Origin of the sequence: uncultured Leifsonia sp. (genome assembly GCF_945957465.1) — a bacterium.
Classification (GTDB): domain Bacteria; phylum Actinomycetota; class Actinomycetes; order Actinomycetales; family Microbacteriaceae; genus Leifsonia.
Genome location: NZ_CAMFLC010000028.1, coordinates 1 through 18,682 on the forward strand (window position 1 = coordinate 1; position 18,682 = coordinate 18,682).

Consider the following 18,682-nt stretch of genomic DNA (forward strand, 5'->3'; position numbering starts at 1 on the left):
CGGTGGAGGTGCGCAGCGACGCGTAGAAGTCGGCGCCCTGCTGCAGGTGCACGCGCCGGCGGATGCCGGCCGTGTCGACGAAGCGCCACACCTTCCCGCCGAGCTCGACCTGCTCGTCGACCGGGTCGCGGGTGGTGCCGGCGAGTTCGTTGACGACGACCCGCTCCTCCCCCGCGGCCTTGTTGAGCAGCGACGACTTGCCCACGTTCGGTCGTCCGACGATCGCCACCCGGCGCGGGCCGCCGACCTCCTGCTTCGCGACGGCCGAGACCTCCGGAAGCGCCTTCAGGATCTGGTCGAGGAGGTCGGCCACGCCGCGGCCGTGCAGCGCCGAGACCGGCCACGGCTCGCCCAGGCCCAGCGACCACAGTTCGGTGGCGTACGGCTCCTGGCGGGCGTCGTCCACCTTGTTGGCGGCCAGGAACACCGGCTTCTTCGTCTTGCGCAGCAGCCGCACGACGTGCTCGTCGGTGGAGGTCGCCCCCACCGTCGCGTCCACCACGAACAGCACGGCGTCGGCCAGGTCGATGGCGACTTCCGCCTGCGCGGCGACGGACGCGTCGATGCCGCGGGCGTCGGGCTCCCAGCCGCCGGTGTCCACCACGGTGAACCGGCGACCGTTCCACTCCGCCTGGTACGAGACGCGGTCGCGCGTCACCCCGGGGGTGTCCTCCACGACGGCTTCACGGCGGCCGAGGATGCGGTTGACCAGCGCCGACTTGCCCACGTTCGGGCGGCCGACGATGGCCAGCACCGGCAGGGCCGGCAGATAGGTGATCTCGTCCGGGTTCTCGGTGGCCGTGCCGAGGAGGTCGAGGTCGGTGTCGTCGAGCTCGTACTCCTCCAGGCCGCTGCGGAGCGCCGCGGCACGCTGCACCGCGAGGGTGTCGTCCAGTCCGGCGAGGCGCTCGACGAGGTCGTCGGCGCCGGTCGGCTCGTTGTCGATGTCAGACATGGGTCTCTTTCTGTACGACCGCGATGACCGCGTCGACGGTCTGGTCGAAGTCGAGGTCGGTGGAGTCGACGGTGGTCACGCCGTCAGCGGCGTTCATGAAGTCCACGACCCGGGAGTCGGCCGCGTCACGCCTGCGCAACGCCTCGCCGACGTGTGAGGCGGAATGGTCGGCGAGTTCCGCCGAACGCCTGGCTATTCTAACGTCCTCGTCGGCGGTGAGCAGGATCCGCACCGGCGCATCAGGGCAGACCACGGTGGTGATGTCGCGGCCCTCGACGACGATCCCGGGCTTCTGCGTGCGCGCAACGATCGACCGGAACAGGCCGGTGAGGAACGAGCGCACCTCCGGAACCCGTGCGATGGCGCTGACGACAGCGGTCACCTCGGGCTCGCGGATCGCATCGGTCACGTCGTGGTCGCCGACGTACACGTGATACGTGTCGGGGTCGGTGCCGATGCGGTAATCGAAGTCGGGCAGCGAGTCGATGACGGCCTCCGAGTCGGTCGCGTCGAGACGGCGCTGCACGACGTACCAGCTGAGCGCCCGGTAGGCGGCTCCGGTGTCCAGGTACGCCCAGCCGAGACGGCGGGCAGTCGCCTTCGACACCGACGACTTGCCGCTTCCGGCGGGGCCGTCGACGGCGACGACCACGGGGGCGCCTGCGTCGGTTCGGCCGTGCGGGTCGGTCGAGTGGGTCGGGTCGGTCATCCTGCGAGCCTCCAGCCGCGGTCGGTCAGGTCGGTCACGGTGCGCTGCCACACCTCGGGGAGCACGGCGATCTCGGCGAGGCCGAAGGGCGCTCCCGGCGAGTGCTCCAGGCGGAGGTCCTCCAGGTTGACGTCGAGTTCGCCGAGCTCGGCGAGCAGCCGGGCGAGTTCGCCCGGGCGGTCGTCGACCATGACGATCATGCTCCGGAAGCGCTTGTCCTGACCGTGCTTGCCCGGCAACCGAGCGACGCCGACGTTTCCGGCGGCGATCTCCTCGGCGATCGCCCGGCGGGAACCCGCCGCGTCGACGTCGTCGAGGGCGGCGAGCACCTGGTCGAGGTCGTCGCGGTACGCGTGGAGTATCCGTGTGATCGCCGGCGCGTTGGCGCCGAGGATCTGCACCCACAGCTCCGGCTCGCTCGCCGCGATACGGGTCACATCGCGCACGCCCTGGCCGGCGAGGCCCAGCGCGGCGTCGGTGGAGTCGGCGAGCCGCTTGGCCATCAGCGACGACACGATCTGGGGTGCGTGCGAGACCAGCGCCACGGCGGCGTCGTGGTCGGCGGCTGCCATCTCGATCGGCGTCGCGCCGAGGTCGAGGATGAGCGCCTCGACGAGGCTGACGGCCGCGCGCGGGTTCTCCGGGCGGGCGGAGACCACCCACGGACGCCCGATGAACAGGTCGGCTCGTGCCGCGCTCGGGCCGCCGCGCTCACGGCCGGCGAGCGGGTGCGAGCCCACGTAGCGGGAGAGGTCGAGGCCGGCCTCCTGCAGCTCGGCGAGCGGTGCACCCTTGACGCTGGCGACGTCGGTGACCACGGCGGCAGGATGCGCGGCGAGCTCCTCCGCGACGACTCGCGACACCAGGTCCGGCGGCACCGCGACCACGATCAGCGCAGGCTCCGCCGTACCGTCGTCGGCTCGCCCCGCGCCATAGTCGACGGCGAGCCGCAAGTGTGCGGGCGACGCGTCGGCGAGCAGCACGTCGACACCGCGGGCGCGCAGCCCGAGCCCGACGGATGCGCCGAGGAGCCCGGCGCCGACGACACGCACCGGTCCGGCGAGGCGCGAGGCGGAATCAGTCACGGATCCACCTTAGTCAGTGACCGCCTGCCCTCTCGGCGTCGCCCGCCCGAGTTCTCCTGCCGGACGCGGCCGCAGCTACTGCCGCGAGATCGTCAGCAGCGCGCCGAGTTCGTCCTTCGTCAGGTCGCGCATGGCGCCGACCTTGAGCGTGCCGAGGTGCAGCGGCCCGAACTGCCGCCGCACGAGCTCGATCACGGGATGCCCGACCTCCGCCATCATCCGGCGGACGATCCGGTTGCGGCCCGAGTGCAGCGTCAGTTCGACGAGGCTGTCACCGCCGCTCGACCGCGATTGCAGCAGCCGCGCCCGGTCGGCGGCGATCGGGCCGTCCTCCAGCTCGACGCCCTTCGTCAGCCGCCCGATGGTCTGCGGAGTCACGGTTCCGCGCACGCGCGCGATGTAGGTCTTGGTCACCCCGAAGCTGGGATGCGCGAGCACATGGGCCAGCTCCCCGTCGTTGGTGAGGATCAGCAGCCCGGAGGTCTCGGCGTCCAGGCGCCCGACGTTGAAGAGCCGCTCGGGATAGCCGGCTGTGAACCGCGAGAGGTCGGGCCGGCCCTGCTCGTCGCGCATCGAGCTCACGACCCCGACCGGCTTGTTCAGCATCACGTAGCGGCGAGAGGTGTCGAGCTGCACGGCGGTGCCGTCGACGGCGACCCGGTCCGTCGCCGGGTCGACCCGCCGGCCGAGCTCGGTGACCACCTGGCCGTTCACGGTCACGCGGCCGGCCACGATCATGTCCTCCGACACGCGCCGCGAGGCCACGCCGGCCGCCGCCATCACCTTCTGCAGGCGCTCGCCCTGTGCGGCGTCGCCTCCCGCGTTACCGGACATCGTCGAACCCGTCTGAGCCGTCGGCGAGCAGCGGGGAGATCTTCGGCAGCTCGTCGATCGAGTTGATGCCGAGCTGGGTGAGCAGCAGGTCGGTCGTCCCGTAGTTGATCGCGCCGGTCTCGCTGTCCGTGAAGAGCTCCGTGATCAGGCCGCGGCCGAGCAGCGTGCGCACCACCGAGTCCACGTTGACCGCGCGGATGGAGGCGATGGCGCCGCGGCTGATCGGCTGCTTGTACGCGATCACCGCGAGCGTCTCCAGGGCCGCCTGCGACAGCCGGGTCGGGTTCTGCTGCAGCACGTAGCCCGAGACGACCGCGTCGTACTCGGGACGCACGTAGATGCGCCAGCCTCCGCCGACCTCGCGCAGCTCGAAGCCGCGACGGACGCCCGGCCGACCCTCGGCGCCCGGTGCGCCGTCGTAGTCGGCGACGAGCGCGTCGATGGCGGCGCGGACGCGCTTGACAGGCGCGCCGACCGCTGTGGCCAGCGTCACGACGCTCATCGGTTCGTCGGCGACCATGAGGATGCCCTCGAGTGCGCGTTCGACGTGCGCGTCGTCCACGGCGACCTGCGCCGCCTCCGCCTCCGTCTCCGCCTCCAGCTCGGTTCCGTCAACCGTCATAGTCCGCTCCCAGGTTCGACAGGTTCTCCTCCGACCAGTGCTCCGCCGTCCAGCGCAGCGTCAACTCGCCGAGCGGCTCCAGCTGTTCGAACGCGATGGCCGCGTGCCGGTACAGCTCGAGCACCGCGAGGAATCGTGCGATCACGACGCCCTTCTGCTCGGCGCCCGCGACCAGCTGCCGGAATGACAGCTGGTCGCCGCTGCGGAGCATCCCCACCACCACGGCGGCCTGCTCCCGGATACTCACGAGAGGCGCGTGCAGGTGGTCGAGCCCCACGACGGGGATCTCGCGCGGCGCCATCGCCAGCGCGGCCAAGGCTGCGAAATCGTCCGCGGTGAGCGTCCAGACCAGTTCGGGCGTGCGCTGCCGGTACTTGTCCTCGAGCCGCACCGTGCGGGCATGTCGGGTGGCCTCGGTGTCGAGCTGCGCCGAGAACCAGGCCGACGCCTCCTTGAACGCGCGGTACTGCAGCAGGCGCGCGAACAGCAGGTCGCGGGCCTCCAGCAGGGCGACGTCCTCCGCGTCGACGAGCTCGCCCTGCGGCAGCAGCCCCGCGATCTTGAGGTCGAGGAGGGTCGCTGCAACCAGCAGGAACTCGCTGGCCTCGTCGAGGGTCTGGTCGGCGTCGAGCTGCCGGAGGTAGGCGATGAATTCGTCGGTGACGCGGCTCAGCGAGATCTCGGTGATGTCGAGCTCGTGCTTGGTGATCAGCGACAGCAGGAGGTCGAACGGCCCCTCGAACTGCCCCACAGCAACACGGAACCCGCGCTGATCCTCCCCCGACGCGCCTTCCTCCCCCGCGCCCTCCTCCTCCGAGAGCAGCTCCTGCCCCGCGAGGGGCACGCCGTTGTCGCTTTCGGCGCGCAAAGACGACAACGACGTGCCCTTCGGGGTCGCGACGCGTGCAGCGGAGGAGTCGTCAGGCGACGGCGCCACGGAAGATCAGTTCCCTCGCCAGCTGGCGGTACGCCTCCGCCGCCTGGTGCTCCGGTGCGAACTGCGTGATCGGGGTGGCGGCGACCGAGGCATCCGGGAATTTCACCGTGCGCGAGATCACCGTCTCGAGCACGCGGTCGCCGAACGCGTCGACCACGCGCTCCAGCACCTCGCGGGAGTGCAGCGTGCGCGAGTCGTACATCGTGGCCAGGATGCCGTCGAGCTCGATCGCCGGGTTGAGCCGCTCCCGCACCTTGTCGATGGTCTCGATCAGGAGCGCGACGCCGCGCAGCGCGAAGTACTCGCACTCCAGCGGGATGAGCACCCCGTGACTGGCCGTCAGCGCATTGACGGTCAGGATGCCGAGCGACGGCTGGCAGTCGATCAGGATGACGTCGTAGTCTCCGGAGACCTTGCGGAGCACCCCGGCGAGGATCTGCTCGCGGGCGACCTCGTTGACGAGGTGCACCTCCGCTGCGGAGAGGTCGATGTTGGCCGGGATGATGTCGAGCCCGGGCACGCCCGTCGACTGGATCGCCTCCTGCACGTCGGCGTGGCGGTTCAGCAGCAGGTCGTAGATCGTGGTGACGTCGTGGGTCTGCGCGCCGAGCCCGGCCGACAGGGCGCCCTGCGGGTCGAAGTCGATCGCGAGCACGCGTCGGCCGTACTCGGCCAGGGACGCGCCGAGGTTGATGGAGGTCGTGGTCTTGCCGACCCCGCCCTTCTGGTTGCAGAGCGCGACGATCTTGGCGGGCCCGTGCTGGCTCAGCTCGGCGGGAGCGGGGAACGTGCGCAGGGGCCGGCCGGTGGGTCCGAGCGGTGCGGCGAGGGCTGCGGCGTCCATGCCGGGAAGCTCCGTCCTGACCTCGTCGTTGCGCGTCACCTGGCTGTTCCTCGTCCTTGTCGATCGGCGGCCGTTCACGGCCTGTTCACGAGGTCCATCCTATCCGCGTGCTCAGGCCTGCGGCGGCGTGACGGCGGCGGGTCCCCAGCGAGCGAGCAGAGCGGCGTACGCTGAGCGCGTGCCGCCGATGCCACCCGAGATCACCACCGATCGCCTGCGCCTGCGACTCCGCGACGGCGGCGACGCCGAATGGAGCCTTCGGCTGATCGCGGAGGACCCGTCGCAGGAGGGGCGCCCGCTCGATGAGGAACGCGAACGCTTGGACGCCGAACGGCGCCGGGCCGACGAAACGGGATCGGGCATCTACGCGATCGAGCGGGCGGACACCGGAGAACCGATCGGCTATTGCGGCCTCGTCACCACGCGCGGGACGGCCGCCCAGCCCGAGCTCGTGTACGAACTGCTCCGTCGCCACGTCGGCGGCGGTTACGCGACCGAGGCCGCCGCCGCCGTGGCCGACGCCGCGTTCGAGAGCGGCATCCCGGTGCTGTGGGCGGCGGTCGAGCGCTGGAACGCGCCGTCGTTCCGCGTGCTCGAGAAGCTGGGCTTCACGCCCGCTCGCGTGACGGGCGAGGACGGGAAGGTGCTGGTCTGGCTGTACCGGAAGGCGCCGCGAGGCCGTCACCGCGCCCGCGGGTGAGCCGACACGTACACATCCCGCAACGCGTCGGCCGTGACGAGCGTATAGATCTGGGTGGTCGCCACCGACGAGTGGCCCAGCAGCTCCTGCACCACGCGCACGTCGGCGCCTCCCGCCAGCAGGTGGGTGGCGAACGAGTGGCGGAGGGTGTGCGGCGAGATCTCGACGCCCAGGTTCGAGCGTTCCGCGGCCGCCCGGATGATCAGCCACACGTTCTGGCGCGACAGCCGCGCGCCGCGCATCCCGAGGAACAGCGCGGGCGTCGCCCTGCCCCGTGATGAGAGCACCGGGCGGGCACGCACGAGGTAGGCGGAGACGGCGGCCTGGGCGAACGAGCCGAGCGGCACGATGCGCTGCTTGGCACCCTTGCCCGTGAGGCGAACGACATCGGTGTCGATCACGTCGTCCACGTTGAGGCCGACGGCCTCGCTCACGCGGGCACCGGTGGCGTACATCAGCTCCAGCAGCGCCTTGTCGCGGAGGTTGTCGAGCTCGTCGCCGTCGGTCGCCGCCAGCAGCGCGGCGACCTGTTCGACGCTGATCGCCTTCGGCAGGCTGCTCGGCAGCTTCGGCGGCCGCACGTCGCGGGCGGCGTCGACCTCCACCCGGCCCTCCTCGAGCAGGAAGCGGTGGAACCCCCGCACCGTCGACAGCATCCGGGCCAGGGAGGTCGGGGTCAGGGGCGATTCCTCGCGCGACCCGAGGTGCGCGAGGTAGCCCGACACGGTGGCGCCGGAGACCCCGCGCACATCGCGGATGCCCTGCTCGTCGAGCCACGCCGCGTACACCGCGAGGTCGCGGCGGTACGCCGCGACCGTGTTCGCCGAGAGGCCGCGCTCGATGGCGACGTGCCTCAGGTACGCGTCGACATCGGCCGCGAGGGTCATCCCTCTGCGCTCAGCGCGCTCAGCTTCGGGTTGCTCGGCCAGGGGGCGTCGGCGTCGCCGAGGGTCGCCCAGCCGCGCTCGCGGGCGGCCAGCGCTCCGAGCACGGCGATGCTGAGCGGCGCGTTGTGGGCACGTCGCTCGAGGACGGCGTCGACCGCCTCCTCCAGCGGAACCCACGCCACCTCGATATCGGCCTCCTCGGCCTCCCGCGCGAACGCCTCCCCGGTGGGGTGCACTTGCCTGGCGAGGTAGATGCGGATCGCCTCGTCGTTGCCGCCCGGGCTCGTGAAGACGTCGGCGAGCACATTCCACCGGTCGGCCCGCAGGTCGGCCTCCTCGGCGAGTTCCCGCTGAGCGGCGGCGAGCGGCGCCTCCCCGTGCATGTCGAGCAGCCCGGCCGGGATCTCCCAGTCACGGTGCCGCACCGGGTGCCGGTACTGCCGGATCAGCAGCACGCGGCCCTCGTCGTCGAGCGCCAGCACGGCGACGGCGCCGGTGTGGTCGACGTACTCACGCGTGATGTCCTCGCCGTTGTAGCGGAAGGTGTCCCGGCGCACGTCCCAGATCTTCCCGGCGAACACCTTCTCGGACGACAGGATCTCCGGGTGGAACGGCTCATCGCCGATCGCGCCCGCCTCCGTCGCCATCAGACCTCCGCCACCAGCTCGTCGGCGTCCTCCGCCGCGACCTCGAACAGGAGGCTGGCCTTCTGACGATCGAGCGCCGCTCCGACGAGGCCGGCGAACAGCGGGTGCGCACGGTTCGGCCGCGAGCGCAGCTCGGGGTGCGCCTGGGTGCCGACGTAGAACGGGTGCACGTCGCGCGGCAGCTCCACGTACTCGACCAGATGGCCGTCGGGCGACGTGCCCGAGAACCACAGGCCGGCGTCGGCGATCTGCTCGCGGTAGTTGTTGTTCACCTCGTAGCGGTGACGGTGGCGCTCGCTGGCCTCCGGTGCGCCGTACAGCTCGGAGACGAGGGATCCTTCGGCGAGCGTCGCCGGGTAGAGGCCGAGGCGCATGGTGCCGCCCAGGTCGCCGCCCGCGATGATCTCGACCTGCTCGGCCATCGTCGCGATCACCGGGAACTCCGTCTCCGGGTCGAACTCGGAGGACGACGCGCCCGCCAGGCCCGCCTCATGACGCGCGTACTCGATGACCATGCACTGCAGGCCCAGGCACAGGCCGAGCGCGGGGATGCCGTTCTCGCGGGCGAACTTCAGCGCTCCGACCTTGCCCTCGATGCCGCGCACGCCGAAACCGCCCGGCACACAGATGCCGTCGACGTCGCCGAGCTGCAGCGCCGCACCCTCGGGGGTCTGGCACTCGTCGGAGGGGATCCACTTGAGCGTGACCTTCGTGCGGTGGGCGAAGCCTCCCGCACGCAGCGCCTCGGTGACCGACAGGTAGGCGTCGGGGAGGTCGATGTACTTGCCGACCAGCCCGATCGTCACCTCGTGCTTGGGGTCGTGCACGGCCTCCAGGAGGCGCGCCCAGCCGTGCCAGTCGACGTCGGTGGCCTTGTCGAGCCCGAGCTGGTCGATGATGTAGGCGTCGAGACCCTGCTCGTGCAGCATCGTGGGGATGTCGTAGATGCTCGGCACGTCGACCGCGTTCACGACGGCCTGCTCGTCGACGTCGCACATCAGGGCGATCTTGCGCTTGTTCGACTCCGACACCGGGCGGTCGCTCCGGAGGACGAGCGCGTCGGGCTGGATGCCGATGGAGCGCAGCGCCGCGACCGAGTGCTGGGTGGGCTTGGTCTTCTGCTCGCCCGACGCGTTCATGAACGGCACCAGCGAGACGTGCACGAAGAAGCAGTTCTTGCGGCCGAGCTCGTGGCGCACCTGCCGGGCGGACTCGATGAACGGCTGCGACTCGATGTCGCCGACGGTGCCGCCGATCTCGGTGATGATGACGTCGGGGGCGGGCTCGCCGTCGGGCCCGGGCTGCGCCTGCAGCCGCATCCGGCGCTTGATCTCGTCCGTGATGTGCGGGATGACCTGCACGGTGTCGCCGAGGTACTCGCCGCGGCGCTCCTTCGCGATGACGTTCGAGTAGATCTGACCGGTGGTGACGTTCGCGGACTGGCCCAGGTTGATGTCGAGGAAGCGCTCGTAGTGGCCGATGTCGAGGTCGGTCTCCGCCCCGTCGTCGGTCACGAACACCTCCCCGTGCTGGAACGGGTTCATCGTTCCCGGGTCGACGTTGAGGTAGGGGTCGAGCTTTTGCATGACCACGCGCAGCCCGCGCGCCGTCAGGAGATTGCCCAGGGAAGCCGCCGTAAGGCCCTTCCCCAACGAAGAAACGACACCACCTGTCACGAAGATGTGCTTGGTAGTGCCGTTGGTTTTGCTGTTGTTCTGGCCCGCGTCTGAATAATCCACCACGGGCTTATAGCTTATCACCTGCCGGCGCCCCGGCCGCGCGCCACGACGTGGCGAGCGCCACGCACTCAGCGCGCCGCAGCAGCCATCTCGACGAGCTCGCGCGCATGGGCGAGCCCGCTCTCGGAGTCGGGCAGGCCCGAGAGCAGCCGAGCCATCTCGGCGATGCGTTCGTCGCCGTCGAGGCGCCGCACGCTCGACTCGGTGACCGCGCCGTCACTGCCTTTGACCACGGTGAGGTGGTTGGTGGCGAAGGCGGCCACCTGCGCGAGGTGGGTCACGACGATCACCTGGGAGTTCTCGGCCAGGCGGGCGAGCCGGCGGCCGATCTCGATCGCCGAAGCCCCGCCGACGCCGGAGTCGATCTCGTCGAAGATGAACGTGGGCACCGGGTCGGTACCGGCGATGACCACCTCGATGGCCAGCATCACGCGCGACAGCTCGCCTCCGGAGGCGCCCTTGCCGAGCGGGCGCGGTTCGGCGCCCGGATGCGGCCGCAGCAGGATGGCGACCTGGTCGCGCCCACTGGACGTGAACTCGTCGCGCTCGGCGACCTCCACGACGATCCGGGCATCGGGCATGGCGAGAGCGGCGAGTTCGTCGGAGACCGCTTCCGCCAGCCGCGCTGCGGCCTCACGACGGCGCGCGCCCAGGTCGGCGGCCAGTTCGGCGACGAGCGCTCCGTCGGCCTCGACCTCGCGCGCGAGCTCCTGGATGCGGTCGGCGTCGCCGTCGAGCTCGAGCAGGCGCAGACTCCCGGTCTCGAGCGTCGCGATGACGTCGTCGAGCGCCGGGCCGTACTTGCGGACGAGCGCGGCCAGCTCCGCGCGGCGCTCCTGAACGACCTCCAGCTCGCGGGCGCCGTCGGTGTCGAGCGTCGCGAGGTAGGTCGAAAGCTGCGCGGCGATGTCCGTGACGAGATAGGTGGCGTTGGCTACGGCCTCGGCGAGCGGTCTCAGCTCGGAGTCGTGCGGCGCCACACGCTCCAGCTGACGGCGGGCGTTGTCGAGCAGGCCGAGGGCGTCGGCGCCCTCCGACTCTTCGGCGGAGAGCAGTTCGCGCGCCCCGGCGGCAGCCAGACGCAGCTCTTCGAGGTTGGTCAGGCGCTCGGCGCGTTCGGCGAGCTCGTCGTCCTCGCCCGGTTGCGGGGCGACGGTCTCGATCTCGGCCATCGCCGCGCGCAGGTCGTCGGCCTCGCGGGCCCGGCGCTCCTGGTCGGCGACCAGCTCGTCGAGCTCGGCGCGGTTGTCGCGCCAGCGGTGGAAGACCTGGGCGTAGGTGTCGACGCGCTCGGCGAAGTCCGGGCCGGCGAACCGGTCGAGCGCCTCGCGCTGGGCGACGGCCGACCGCAGCCGGACCTGGTCGGACTGGCCGTGGACGACGACGAGCTGGCCGCCGAGCTCGGTCAGCACGCTGACGGGGGCACCGCGGCCGCCGACGACGGCGCGTGAGCGCCCTTCGGCCGACACGGATCGGCTGAGCACGAGCTCGGCCTCTCCGCCGCCGAGCTCGTCCACGTCGCCTCCGGCGTCACGGACGCGCTCGACCACATCGCCTGCGCCGGCGATGCGCCAGCGGCCCTCCACCCAGGCCTGCGGACTGCCGACGCGTACCGCCCCGGTGTCGGCCCGTTCGCCCAGCAGCAGGCCGAGCGCCGAGACCACCATGGTCTTGCCCGCGCCGGTCTCGCCCGTGATCGCGGTGAATCCCGCCCCCAACGGGAGGGATGCATCGGCGATGACGCCCAGATCGCGGATCGAGATCTCTTCGATGCCTCCACGCACGTCAGTCACGGCCGGCCGGCCCCCGCCACCCGGTCACGGGAAGGTCGAATTTGTGTACGAGCCGATCGGTGAACGGCCCCTGGTGCAGCCGGGCCAGCCGCACAGGGATCGGCGAGCGGCGAACCACGACGCGCGCGCCGCGCGGCAGATCGAACGCCCGCCTGCCGTCGCACCAGAGGATGCCCTCGCCGCCCGCGCGGTCGAGCAGTTCGACCGCGAGCGACGAGTCGGCGTCGACCACGAGCGGCCTCGAGAACAGGGCGTGCGGGCTGAGCGGCACCAGCAGGAGGGCGGCGACGCCCGGCCACACGACCGGACCTCCCGCCGAGAACGAGTACGCCGTGGAGCCGGTCGGCGTCGACATCACGACGCCGTCGCAGCCGAAGCTCGACATCGGCCGGCCGTCGACCTCGATGACCACCTCGAGCATGCGCTCGCGGCTGGCCTTCTCGACCGTGGCCTCGTTGAGGGCCCAGCTCTCGTAGACGACCTCTTTGCCGACCTTCACCCGGGCGGAGAGCGTCATGCGCTCCTCGACCTCGTAGTCTTTGGCCAGCCCGCGCGCGACCGCGATCTCGAGGTCGTCGCGCTCGCTCTCGGCGAGGAAGCCGACGTGCCCGAGGTTGACGCCCAGCAGCGGAGCCGTGCAGCCGCGGACCAGTTCGGCCGCTCGCAGGATGGTGCCGTCGCCTCCGAGAACGATCACGAGCTCGAGCTCGCTCGCGCTGACCTCGTCACCGAGCACGGCGACGGAGTCGAGGTCGGGCGCCGCGCGCAGCAGGTCGCGCCGCTCGTCCTCGCTCAGCACGGGCACGACGCCGGCGGAGACCAACTGGCGGCAGACCTGCACACCCGCGTCGAGGGAGTCCTGACGGCCGGTGTGCGCGACGACGAGGATGTATCGCTGCGCGTCACCCGATGCCGTCACGTCGCCTCCTCACGAGCTCGTCGATTCCTTTTGGCTGCGTCCCTCCATTCTGTCGGTTTTCGAGCGGCGAATGTGCCGGGGCGCCGGAATTGTGGAGAACGTTCATTCGGGCGCGGGTGTGGAGGCCTCCCGGATCCGCACGCTGCTGGTCCATCGGCCCGAGCGGATCAGCTCGCGCCGTCGGGCGCGGATCGCCCAGAGCTGCACGAGGATGACCGCGATCTCGGCGAGCAGCTGCCCCGCCAGCGCGCCTGTGCCCTCCCACAGAAACGCGCCGACGAAGATCGCCGGCAGACCGATGGCGGCCCCGACAGCCGCGGAGCGCGCGATCGCGCCTACGCGGCCCAGCGTGACGAGCAGGACGGCACCCGTGGCCATGCTCACGCAGACCACCGCCAGGTTCGCCCCCGCGATCGCGGCCGCGAGAGGAGGGATGGCGACCGTTCCCGAGAAGACGAAGCCCGCGGCGGCCGGGGCCGCGAAGCCGAAGGCGGCGCCGCAGAGCACGCCGACCACCGCCGTCACGAGCGTGGCCCTGATGGCACGAGCGACCCGCTGCGCCGGGTCGACCTCCCGTCCGACCCATCCTTTGAGCACATATTGCTGCGTCAGGACCACCTGCTGGACCATGCGCTTCAGCCGGTCGACGGATGCGTAGAGCAGAGTGGCGTTCACGGAGCCGAGGGTCGCGACGGTCGTGCCGAGTGAGAGGTAGATCGACGAGAAGACGTTCGTGCTCAAGGCGTGGCCCTGCATCCGGATGACGGCGGCGAGCCGCCGGGGTCCGAGCGCCCGCAGATCGGCCGGACGCGTGCCCAGTACGAGCGCAGCCGTCACGGGTGGCGAGAGGGAGGCGAGCAGGAGCGCCACCGGGTAGAGCACCAGCGGAAGACCGCTCGAGATCGCGAACGCGGACGCCGCCACCAAGACGGTCCGCGGCAGCACCTCGGTGACGAGGAACAGTCGGGGCCGCATCATCCCGACGAAGATCCAGCCTGCGCCGAGAGCCGCGAGCCCGCTCGCCAGAGCGATCAGCGCTGCGATCACGCCGAAGTCCGGCGTGAGCATGAACGCGGTCGGCACCGCCACGGCCAGTACCGGGACGGCGACGACGAGTTTCGTGACGAGGGAGATCGCGAAGACCCTCCCCCGGTTGCGCGCCGACATCCGCGCCACACGCTGGCTTCCGCTCAACCCCCAACCGAGCTCGATGATGACGCCGGCGGTGCCGCCGAGCGACTGTCCGATCGCGATCGCGGACCAAGCCGCTCCTCCGTGGGTCGCGGTGATGGCCGGAAGCGCGATGAGCGGCGACACTGCGTTGAGCACGGGCACCGCGAGGTAACCGACGAGAACGGAGAGCAGTGCGCGCACCCGGCCGAGGATAACTCCGGCCCGGGCCGCCGAGGTCGTCCAGGCCCCGAAGACGGCGAATGATCGCCCGCGGATTCACCGGGAGCGCCTCCGGATCGCCCTGTGGCACGCCCGGGCCGTCCCACCGCTATTCGGCGAGCGATCGCACCTGTTCCAACCATTCCGTCGGATTCACGCCGAGCTCCGTCAGGTGCACGAGGAACTCGCGGTTTCCGTGGGAGCCGGCGATCGGCGATGCGATGACGCCGGCAGTGCCGAGGCGGAGGTCCCAGGCACTCCAGAGCACGCCGCCGACCGCGTCGGCACGCAGTCCGGCATCGTGCACGATCCCCTCCCGGACGCCCGTGCGGCCGACCTCGAACTGCGGCTTGACCAGCAGCACGAAATCGGCGGAGGCCGCCGCGACATCCCGGAGCGCGGGGAGCACCTGCGTGAGCGAGATGAACGAGAGGTCCGCCACCACCAGCTCGGGCCGCTCCTCGTCGCCCACGAGCCGCGCGAACGACTCGTGCGTCAGCTCGCGGACGTTGACGCCCTCGTACGAGGCCAGACGCGGGTTCTCGGCGAGCTCCCGCGCGAGTTGCCCGTGCCCCACGTCGACTGCGACGACCCGCCGGGCACCGCGCTCGAGGAGCACTTGGCTGAACCCGCCCGTGGAGGCTCCGGCGTCCAGAGCGAGGCGACCGGCCGCCGCGACTCGGAACGCGTCGAGGGCGGCGATCAGTTTGTGCGCGCCGCGGCTGACGTAGTGGTCGGCGCCGGCGACGACGATCTCCTGGTCGTCGCCGACCTTCACGGACGACCGGACCGCGGGCCGGCCGTCGACCGTGACGAGGCCGTCGGCGATCAGCGTCGCCGCGTGCGTGCGCGACCGGGCGAGCCCGCGCGCGGCGAGTGCGACGTCGAGCCGCTCAGCCATACCGGGGCGCGTCGGCGCCTTCGAGCCGCGCCGACAGCTCCGCGTGCAGCTGCGTGTAGGCGGCGGCGCGTTCGCTCAACGGCTGCTCCTCGATCACGTCGAGCAGCGGCAGGAGGCCCTCGCCCGGCGCTTCGGCACCCGGGCGGTCCCCGCCGTCAGGCGCGTTCGACTCGGACTGCATGCCCGCCACCTTACCGGCTCGTCCGCTACTCGACGAAGACGCCGCTGAGGGTCTTCTTGCCGCGTCGCAGCACGACCATTCCGCCCGGGAGCAGATGATCGCCGACCGTCGACTCGGCGTCGTCGATCTTGGCGTTGTTGACGGAGACTCCGCCCTGGGCGACCGCCCGACGCGCCTCACCCAGGCTCTTCGTGAGCCCGGTGTCGACGAGCGCCTGCGCGATCGTCGTGGAGGCGGCAGTCGTCGTATTCGGCAGCTCGCGCAGTGCCGACTCCAACGTCTTGCTGTCCTGACCGGCCAGGTCGCCCTGGCCGAACAGCGCCTCCGATGCCGCGATGACCGCCTCCGTGGCCTCCGCACCGTGGATGAGCGAGGTCACCTCGTAGGCGAGGCGGCGCTGCGCCTCCCGGCGGAACGGCTCCTCCGCGACGGCGCGCTCCAGGCGCTCGATCTCGTCGCGGTGCAGGAACGTGAAGACCTTGAGCCGGTCGATGACATCCGCGTCGTCGGCGTTGAGCCAGAACTGGTAGATGCGGTAAGGGCTGGTGAGGGTGGCGTCGAGCCAGATCGCGTTGCCCTCGCTCTTGCCGAACTTGGTGCCGTCGCTGTTGGTGATGAGCGGCGTGCCGATGGCGTGGACGTGCGCGCCCTCGACCTTGCGGATGAGCTCGGTGCCGCTGGTGAGGTTGCCCCACTGGTCACTGCCGCCGGTCTGCAGCACGCAGCCGTACTGGCGGTAGAGCTCGAGGAAGTCCATCCCCTGCAGAATCTGGTAGCTGAACTCGGTGTACGAGATGCCCTCGTCGGAGTTGAGGCGCGCGGCGACGGCGTCCTTCTTGAGCATCGTGCCCACCCGGAAGTGCTTGCCGATCTCGCGCAGGAAGTCGATCGCGGACAGCGGGGCCGTCCAGTCGAGGTTGTTGACCAGGCGCACGGCGTTGTCGCCCTCGGAAGACAGGAAACGGGTGACCTGCTGCTGCAGGTATCCGACCCACTCCGAGACCGTCTCCTTGGTGTTGAGCGTGCGTTCGGCGGTGGGCCGCGGGTCGCCGATGAGGCCGGTGGAGCCGCCGACCAGGCCGAGCGGCTTGTGTCCGGCGAGCTGCAGGCGGCGCATGGTCAGGAGCTGCACGAGGTTGCCGAGGTGCAGACTCGGCGCCGTGGGGTCGAAGCCGCAGTAGTACGTGATCGGGTCGCCGGCGAGGAGCGTCTTGAGGGCGGCCTCGTCGGTCGAGACGTGGACGAGTCCGCGCCATTTCAGCTCGTCCCAGACGTCGTCGAACGTGGGGTCGTTGGTCTGCGCGCCGAGCGTGGACTCTGCGCTGCTCCGATCTGTGGCTGCGGCGGTTTCTGGCACCCACTCAGGCTAGCAGCGGGCGCCATCGAGCTTGGCTCGCGGATCAGGGCCTTCGGCCTGATCGCGATTGAATCAGGTCAATATCCCTGATATAGTCAGCATCAGGCTCTTTGACCTGACAGGAGGCGCCCATGTTCGTCATCACGGCCGACCAGGTCGACAGCAGGGGCCGACCCGACATCGTCGCTCCCGTGCTCGTCGAGCTCAACGAGCGTTGGGGCGAACGACTCCTCCTGCCCGTCGACCGCAACGCGGGAGACGAGCTGCAGGCGCTCACCGCCGATGCCGCCACCGCGCTCGACATCGTGACGACGCTCGCCCGGGGCCGCGCCTGGAGCGTCGGACTCGGTATCGGCGGAGTGCGCACGCCGCTCCCCGACCACACCAGAGAGGCCGCCGGTGACGCCTTCGTCGCCGCCCGCACGGCGGTGACACGGGCCAAGCGCGCACCCACGCGCTTCGCCGCCGAAGCGATCGTGGACCCGCAACCGGCCGAGGATGTCGAGGCGCTCGTCGACCTGCTCCTCACCCTGCGCGCCGGCCGCACTCAGGCAGGCTGGGAACTGTACGACCTCGTCTCGAGCGGGATGACCCAGGCGGAGGCGGGCGCCCGGCTCGGCATCACCCCGCAATCGGCCAGCGACCGCGCACGCGCCGCGGGGTTGCGTGCCGACCTGGCGGCGCAGCCGGCGCTGGTTAGGCTGTTCGAGAGCGCCGACGCCGCGCAAGGCCTCCCCGGCCCCTCCACCTCCGACAGAACCGCCCCCGACCGAACGTGAGCCGTATGACCGCCCTGCCTCTGCCCCAGTTCTTCGCGAGCGCGCTGCCGATCGCGCTGTGGGCGCTCGCGCTCACCGTCGCCATCGCGGCCGTCTGCTGCATGGTGGCCACGCTGCGGACGCCGCGGCGCCCGCTCGTGTACACGGCTGCCGGACTCCTCGCCCTCGCGTTCCTCCTGGTCGCCATCCCCCAGCAGGGTGCTCCCCTGATGTTCCGGGTGCTCATCGGCATCGTCGCGCTCGTGCTGAGCGTGATCGGCGGCGGCCCCGCCGCCCAGCTCGCGCTTGCCCTCGCCACCCGGAGCACCGCGGTTCCCGGACTGCACGGCGGCATCGTCGTCCATGACCGCGTGAGCGGGTTGGAGGAGACCAGGGAGGTCCTCCGCGGAGGCACGACCATCGGCTATCTGGAGCGCTTCGCGACCACGGGTGCGATCATGGCGGGCTTTCCCGAGGCGCTCGGCGTGCTGATCGCGATCAAGGGCGTCGGGCGCTTCACCGAGCTGGAGGCGCCCGAAGCACGTGAGCGTTTCATCATCGGCACCCTCGTCAGTCTCATCTGGGCCTGCGTGTGCGCCGGCCTCTTCCGCTTCGCGACCGCCTGACCCGCTCCCGTCGCCCGTCGCCCGTCGCCCGTCGCACGTGCCCCGAGGGGCGCGCAAACGCCCCTAAAACGGTGTTTTAGGGGCGTTTGGACGCCCCTCGGACGCCCCTCGGACGCCCCTCGGCGGCGGCTCGCCCGGGACGGGGTGACTCGGGGCGAGGCGCAGCTCAGTCGTGGGACTTCGGGTGGCGCTTGTACGGTGAGACGGTCGGGTCCCCGGGCAGCCAGTACCGCCACGGGTACGTCATGCTGCCTCCCGCCCCGGAGACGCCGGTTCGCGGCCCGGTCTCGTAGTCGGGCTGCACGCTCGGCAGGCGCAGGTCGAACGGAGGCGCGAACAGGTCGGCTCCGTCGTCCGACAGCCGGATCCCTGCAGCGACGACCAGTCGCGCCGGCCCCCGGGCGAGGTCGCGCGACGGGATGGCGCGACCGGACGGCCCCGACCGGCGCCGCAGTGCCAGCTCGGCGCCTTCGACGATCTCCCCCGCCCTCAGCAGCACGGCGGAGGCCTCCCCCTCGGGCGAGCACACGACGTTCGCGCACACGTGCATCCCGTACGTGAAGTAGGTGTAGAGACGGCCCGGCTCGCCGTACATCACGGCGTTGCGCTTGGTGCGGCCACGGAACGCGTGCGAACCGGGGTCGAGGCCGTCGCCGATATAGGCCTCCACCTCGGTGATGCGCACCGCGACCGCTCCCTCGTCCGTCTCGTGCCGGAGCACCGCTCCGAGGAGCTTCGGCGCGACCTCGAGCGACGACGCCAGCAAGGCGTCGCGACCGGGTCGGTAGAGCGTCAC

The 18,682-nt window shown here is 71.3% G+C and carries 20 protein-coding genes; 3 read left to right on the forward strand and 17 right to left on the reverse strand.

Annotated elements, in window-relative coordinates; translation table 11 throughout:
• From der to Q0Q23_RS12910, 7 genes are all read right to left on the reverse strand, one after another.
• On the reverse strand, positions 1 to 955 hold a 955-nt coding region (gene der / locus Q0Q23_RS12880), incomplete at its 3' end, for a ribosome biogenesis GTPase Der (protein WP_295124353.1).
• Positions 948 to 1,664, reverse strand: coding sequence for a (d)CMP kinase (gene cmk / locus Q0Q23_RS12885; RefSeq protein ID WP_295124356.1), 717 nt, complete (start codon positions 1,662 to 1,664; stop codon positions 948 to 950). The genes der and cmk, both read right to left, overlap by 8 nt.
• Positions 1,661 to 2,749, reverse strand: a complete 1,089-nt coding sequence (locus tag Q0Q23_RS12890; protein WP_295124359.1) for a prephenate dehydrogenase — start codon at positions 2,747 to 2,749, stop codon at positions 1,661 to 1,663. The genes cmk and Q0Q23_RS12890 overlap by 4 nt, the downstream gene beginning before the upstream one ends.
• 75 nt (positions 2,750 to 2,824) lie before the next feature.
• Positions 2,825 to 3,583, reverse strand: coding sequence for a pseudouridine synthase (locus Q0Q23_RS12895; protein WP_295124362.1), 759 nt, complete (start codon positions 3,581 to 3,583; stop codon positions 2,825 to 2,827).
• Positions 3,573 to 4,205 (reverse strand): SMC-Scp complex subunit ScpB, encoded by a 633-nt coding sequence (locus tag Q0Q23_RS12900; RefSeq protein WP_295124365.1) that lies wholly within the window; start codon positions 4,203 to 4,205, stop codon positions 3,573 to 3,575. The genes Q0Q23_RS12895 and Q0Q23_RS12900 overlap by 11 nt, the downstream gene beginning before the upstream one ends.
• A complete protein-coding gene (locus Q0Q23_RS12905; RefSeq protein WP_295124500.1) occupies positions 4,195 to 5,028 on the reverse strand; it encodes a ScpA family protein in 834 nt (277 codons plus the stop codon). The genes Q0Q23_RS12900 and Q0Q23_RS12905 overlap by 11 nt, the downstream gene beginning before the upstream one ends.
• Before the next feature lie 97 nt (positions 5,029 to 5,125).
• Positions 5,126 to 6,025: a ParA family protein gene (locus Q0Q23_RS12910; protein ID WP_295124368.1), complete on the reverse strand. Its 900-nt coding sequence runs from the start codon at positions 6,023 to 6,025 to the stop codon at positions 5,126 to 5,128.
• A gap of 148 nt (positions 6,026 to 6,173) precedes the next feature.
• Here Q0Q23_RS12910 and Q0Q23_RS12915 point away from each other — a divergent pair, with 148 nt between their 5' ends.
• A complete protein-coding gene (locus Q0Q23_RS12915; protein ID WP_295124503.1) occupies positions 6,174 to 6,686 on the forward strand; it encodes a GNAT family N-acetyltransferase in 513 nt (170 codons plus the stop codon).
• Here the strand turns inward: Q0Q23_RS12915 and xerD are convergent.
• The 9 genes from xerD to tyrS all read right to left on the reverse strand — a co-directional run bounded on the left by xerD (position 6,668) and on the right by tyrS (position 16,502).
• The gene (gene xerD / locus Q0Q23_RS12920) at positions 6,668 to 7,573 is read right to left on the reverse strand and encodes a site-specific tyrosine recombinase XerD (RefSeq protein WP_295124372.1); all 906 of its coding nucleotides are present in this window, start codon (positions 7,571 to 7,573) and stop codon (positions 6,668 to 6,670) included. The genes Q0Q23_RS12915 and xerD overlap by 19 nt on opposite strands.
• On the reverse strand, positions 7,570 to 8,220 hold the full coding sequence (locus Q0Q23_RS12925; RefSeq protein ID WP_295124375.1) for an NUDIX hydrolase: 651 nt from the start codon (positions 8,218 to 8,220) through the stop codon (positions 7,570 to 7,572). Before Q0Q23_RS12925 ends, xerD begins: the two co-directional genes overlap by 4 nt.
• Positions 8,220 to 9,959: a CTP synthase gene (locus Q0Q23_RS12930; protein ID WP_295124506.1), complete on the reverse strand. Its 1,740-nt coding sequence runs from the start codon at positions 9,957 to 9,959 to the stop codon at positions 8,220 to 8,222. Before Q0Q23_RS12930 ends, Q0Q23_RS12925 begins: the two co-directional genes overlap by 1 nt.
• Before the next feature lie 68 nt (positions 9,960 to 10,027).
• Entirely contained in the window at positions 10,028 to 11,752 is a 1,725-nt protein-coding gene (gene recN / locus Q0Q23_RS12935; protein WP_295124378.1) for a DNA repair protein RecN, read from the reverse strand.
• Entirely contained in the window at positions 11,745 to 12,671 is a 927-nt protein-coding gene (locus tag Q0Q23_RS12940) for an NAD kinase (protein WP_295124381.1), read from the reverse strand. The genes recN and Q0Q23_RS12940 overlap by 8 nt, the downstream gene beginning before the upstream one ends.
• Positions 12,672 to 12,773: 102 nt before the next feature.
• Complete coding sequence (locus tag Q0Q23_RS12945) at positions 12,774 to 14,045, reverse strand: hypothetical protein (RefSeq protein ID WP_295124383.1); 1,272 nt, start codon at positions 14,043 to 14,045, stop codon at positions 12,774 to 12,776.
• Positions 14,046 to 14,172: 127 nt separating this feature from the next.
• Positions 14,173 to 14,964 (reverse strand): TlyA family RNA methyltransferase, encoded by a 792-nt coding sequence (locus Q0Q23_RS12950; protein WP_295124385.1) that lies wholly within the window; start codon positions 14,962 to 14,964, stop codon positions 14,173 to 14,175.
• Positions 14,957 to 15,145, reverse strand: coding sequence for a hypothetical protein (locus Q0Q23_RS12955; RefSeq protein ID WP_295124387.1), 189 nt, complete (start codon positions 15,143 to 15,145; stop codon positions 14,957 to 14,959). Before Q0Q23_RS12955 ends, Q0Q23_RS12950 begins: the two co-directional genes overlap by 8 nt.
• Positions 15,146 to 15,170: 25 nt before the next feature.
• A complete protein-coding gene (tyrS, locus tag Q0Q23_RS12960; protein WP_295124390.1) occupies positions 15,171 to 16,502 on the reverse strand; it encodes a tyrosine--tRNA ligase in 1,332 nt (443 codons plus the stop codon).
• A 131-nt stretch (positions 16,503 to 16,633) separates the two neighbouring features.
• Here tyrS and Q0Q23_RS12965 point away from each other — a divergent pair, with 131 nt between their 5' ends.
• Positions 16,634 to 17,281 (forward strand): DNA-binding protein, encoded by a 648-nt coding sequence (locus Q0Q23_RS12965; protein WP_295124393.1) that lies wholly within the window; start codon positions 16,634 to 16,636, stop codon positions 17,279 to 17,281.
• Between the two features lie 5 nt (positions 17,282 to 17,286).
• Positions 17,287 to 17,886: a hypothetical protein gene (locus Q0Q23_RS12970; protein WP_295124396.1), complete on the forward strand. Its 600-nt coding sequence runs from the start codon at positions 17,287 to 17,289 to the stop codon at positions 17,884 to 17,886.
• Between the two features lie 166 nt (positions 17,887 to 18,052).
• Here Q0Q23_RS12970 and Q0Q23_RS12975 read toward each other — a convergent pair whose 3' ends face one another.
• The gene (locus Q0Q23_RS12975; RefSeq protein WP_295124399.1) at positions 18,053 to 18,682 is read right to left on the reverse strand and encodes a DNA-3-methyladenine glycosylase; all 630 of its coding nucleotides are present in this window, start codon (positions 18,680 to 18,682) and stop codon (positions 18,053 to 18,055) included.